This is a genomic window from Hoylesella timonensis S9-PR14 (assembly GCF_000762405.1).
GTDB lineage: Bacteria > Bacteroidota > Bacteroidia > Bacteroidales > Bacteroidaceae > Prevotella > Prevotella timonensis_A.
In genome coordinates, this window is sequence record NZ_JRPQ01000061.1 from 1 (window position 1) to 3133 (window position 3133).

General features: G+C 40.5%; 3 protein-coding genes. All 3 read right to left on the reverse strand.

Annotated elements, in window-relative coordinates:
- Window positions 1-199: 199 nt before the first annotated feature.
- The 3 genes from HMPREF9304_RS02895 to xseB all read right to left on the reverse strand — a co-directional run bounded on the left by HMPREF9304_RS02895 (window position 200) and on the right by xseB (window position 2556).
- Window positions 200-1297, reverse strand: coding sequence for an Mrp/NBP35 family ATP-binding protein (locus tag HMPREF9304_RS02895; protein WP_036926306.1), 1098 nt, complete (start codon window positions 1295-1297; stop codon window positions 200-202).
- A 37-nt stretch (window positions 1298-1334) separates the two neighbouring features.
- Window positions 1335-2105 (reverse strand): tRNA (guanosine(46)-N7)-methyltransferase TrmB, encoded by a 771-nt coding sequence (gene trmB, locus HMPREF9304_RS02900; RefSeq protein WP_036926304.1) that lies wholly within the window; start codon window positions 2103-2105, stop codon window positions 1335-1337.
- A gap of 256 nt (window positions 2106-2361) precedes the next feature.
- A complete protein-coding gene (gene xseB, locus HMPREF9304_RS02905; RefSeq protein ID WP_008124297.1) occupies window positions 2362-2556 on the reverse strand; it encodes an exodeoxyribonuclease VII small subunit in 195 nt (64 codons plus the stop codon).
- Window positions 2557-3133: the final 577 nt, after the last annotated feature.

Sequence of the window (3133 nt, forward strand, 5' to 3'; positions counted from 1 at the left end):
TTTTTGGTTCAAAATGTAAGTTCGTTCAGTCGTGTAGCTCGCTACACTCCTTCACTCTCTTGCATTTTGACCTCAAAAATAAGCTCAAAATCTAACAAAGCTAATTTATAGAACCAGCCTTAATTCTTCTGAATGATTTCACCAGCCCCATGTGTTGATACTACTTTCAATCGCCCACTGGAGATACGACCCTTCTAAATTATTTCACCTGCACTCTCTTCGTGGGATTCTGTTCTTTGTTGCGAAGATTTGTTACCGTCACCACTGCTTGTGCTAAGTTCAGAAAGGCTTGTCCTGTCATCGTGTTCACATCAATAGCCGACGGTTCACCACCATCTCCATGCTCACAAATGCTTTGTACCAAAGGTATTTGTGCCAAGAGCGGCGTGTTCATCTCTGCAGCAAGCCTCTTACATCCTTCTTTTCCAAAGATATAATATTTGTTCTCTGGAAGTTCTGCAGGTGTAAACCAAGCCATATTTTCTACCAATCCTAAAATCGGAACATTCACCTTTTCATTACGATACATATCAATTCCCTTGCGCGCATCAGCTAAAGCAACGTCTTGTGGTGTACTCACTATCACTGCTCCTGTGATAGCAAGGGTTTGTAATAATGTGAGATGAATATCGCTCGTACCAGGTGGTGTATCTAAAATAAAATAATCAAGGTCTCCCCAATCAGCATCAGCAATCAATTGTTTTAAGGCATTTGAAGCCATTGCACCACGCCACAACGTTGCTGTGTCAGCATTTACAAAGAAACCAACACTTAAAAGTTTGACACCATATTTCTGTATAGGCTCTATCAACTGTCTTCCATCTTTCTCTACCGAATATACGTGTGCATCTTCTACCCCAAACATCTTTGGAACTGACGGACCAAAGATGTCTGCATCCAACAACCCAACTTTATATCCCAATTGTGCTAAGGCGATAGCCAAATTGGCAGAGACTGTGGACTTTCCCACTCCTCCTTTTCCAGAACTTACAGCTATAATATTTTTTACTTGTGGTAAAAGTTTATCAACCGTCGGGCGTGGGGTAGACTTAAATGCCGTTTTGATAGTCACCTCAACCTCTTTCGAAACGTGATAATGAATAGCAGCTTCAGCAGCCTTGAGCGTTGATTTCAGAAATGGGTCCGTCTCTCGAGGGAAAAGTAAAGTAAACTCCACTTTCATACCGTCAATTCTCACGTCATCTTCCAGCATTTCGCTGTCTATCAAGTTCTTTTTCGTACCAGCATACACTACCGTTGCCAGTGCGTCTGTAATCAGTTTAGGATATATGGTCATCATTATTTATATCAAATCATTCTATTATTTAACATGTTTATTTACCCACTGTCTTACCGCTTCGCTTGCTTCGGTGATAGCTGCGATAGTCGTCAAGAGGTATTTCTATATCGGGTTCTTTCAGCACACCATTTCGGGGAAGCTTAAACTTCAAGTACTTAATGTTTAATCCTCTTGCTATCCACATCGATTCGTAATAAGTCTGGATAGACAATATTTGCTTTGTCGCTTCATCCATATCTGTGGTATGATACAAATCGCCTGTACTTTGAACAATGGGCAACTGGTTGTTATCCACCATGGCAAGGGTATATGTAAAAAGAAAGTTGGAGTCTGTCTTCAGGTGTATCAATCCACCGTCTACCAAAAAGCATCGATATCGGTTCATAAAATACGTACTTGTGAGTCGCTTCCGCACGTTTTTCATTTGTGGATCTGAAAATGTGAGCCATATTTCCTGTACCTCGTCTGGACCGAAGAAACGATCTATCAGTTCGATGTTGGTACGCAGAAATGCCACATTCGCGAGTCCTTGTTCTATCGCTTGCTTGGCACCAGTCCACATACGTGCCCCCTTGATGTCAACTCCTATGAAGTTGATGTGGGGAAATAGTTTTGCCAATCCCACCGTATATTCGCCCTTTCCGCATCCCAGTTCCAACACTATCGGATGATTGTTCTTGAAATATTGGTCTCGCCAGTGCCCTTTCATTTCAAACGGCACTTGCTCTATCACTGAATGCGGATATTGGAAAACATTTTCAAACGTTTCCATCTCAGCAAATTTTGCTAATTTTCCTTTGCCCATATTGGTTATTGCTATACTGCAAAGGTAAGCAATTATTTATTTTCAGCCAAACGACTATTATGCTTATTGCGGTGCATCCTTTTAGACAGCAAACACATTTTTACAATGCACTGATTGGCTGCAATATATAAATTCGTTATACTTTGCCTTGTTCCCCCACGTAGACAAACCTGTGAAATCATTGCTTCAATTTCCAAGAGTCACGGAGTTGTAAAAAATAGGGTGGGTAACACCTCTCAAAAGCACATTTACAAGCCTAATCGTCTTGCGAAAGTATCTTCTTTATATCTTCGTCCACCTTGGTGAGTTTCGCTTTACACATCTTGATAAGTTGTTGGGCTTTCTTTAGTTCCGTGGTCAGTTCATCAATGTCCAACTCATCATTTTCCATGCGCTGCACAATACTTTCCAACTGTTGCACAGCCTCTTCGTAGTTCATTTCCTTTGCCATTTTTCTGTTCTGCTATATGATAAAAGCTATTACCATGCCGCCTTGCACGACACGACCCTCGACATGAGACACAGCGCACCATGTGATTTGCACAGTCTGATGTCCCTTCCAGTCCCATGGTTGATATGGCAAAAATACGAATAAAATCAGAAATAAGCACATTAGTAGTCATATATATAATGGTTAAGGCACAGCTCTTGTCGTTAAATAGCGCTTGATTTTTTTTATCCAATAGCAATCCAATCATTATCAGGTCACAGGTGGAGACACACATTTTTGTATCATCAAGAGAAACAATCTTGCGAGATTTGCAGACTTAAAACCCGCTCTTCAATTCTTTTTTAATCTTGATTTTAAGTGTTTATTGATGCTGAATTATCTTTACAAAGTGCCTCTCAAAACTCGCGTAAAAACATCCAACACCAAAGTTGGTCGCAAATACGCGAGTTATGCGAAAGTTTTATAACCTCTTGTTATTGAAGTTGTTACATTTAACCCTATTCTTTTTCTTCCTATTTTCACCACCTTTTGGCGATTAAAGCATTGAGATAAGCGTGCAATTTGCATGCTTTAAGGC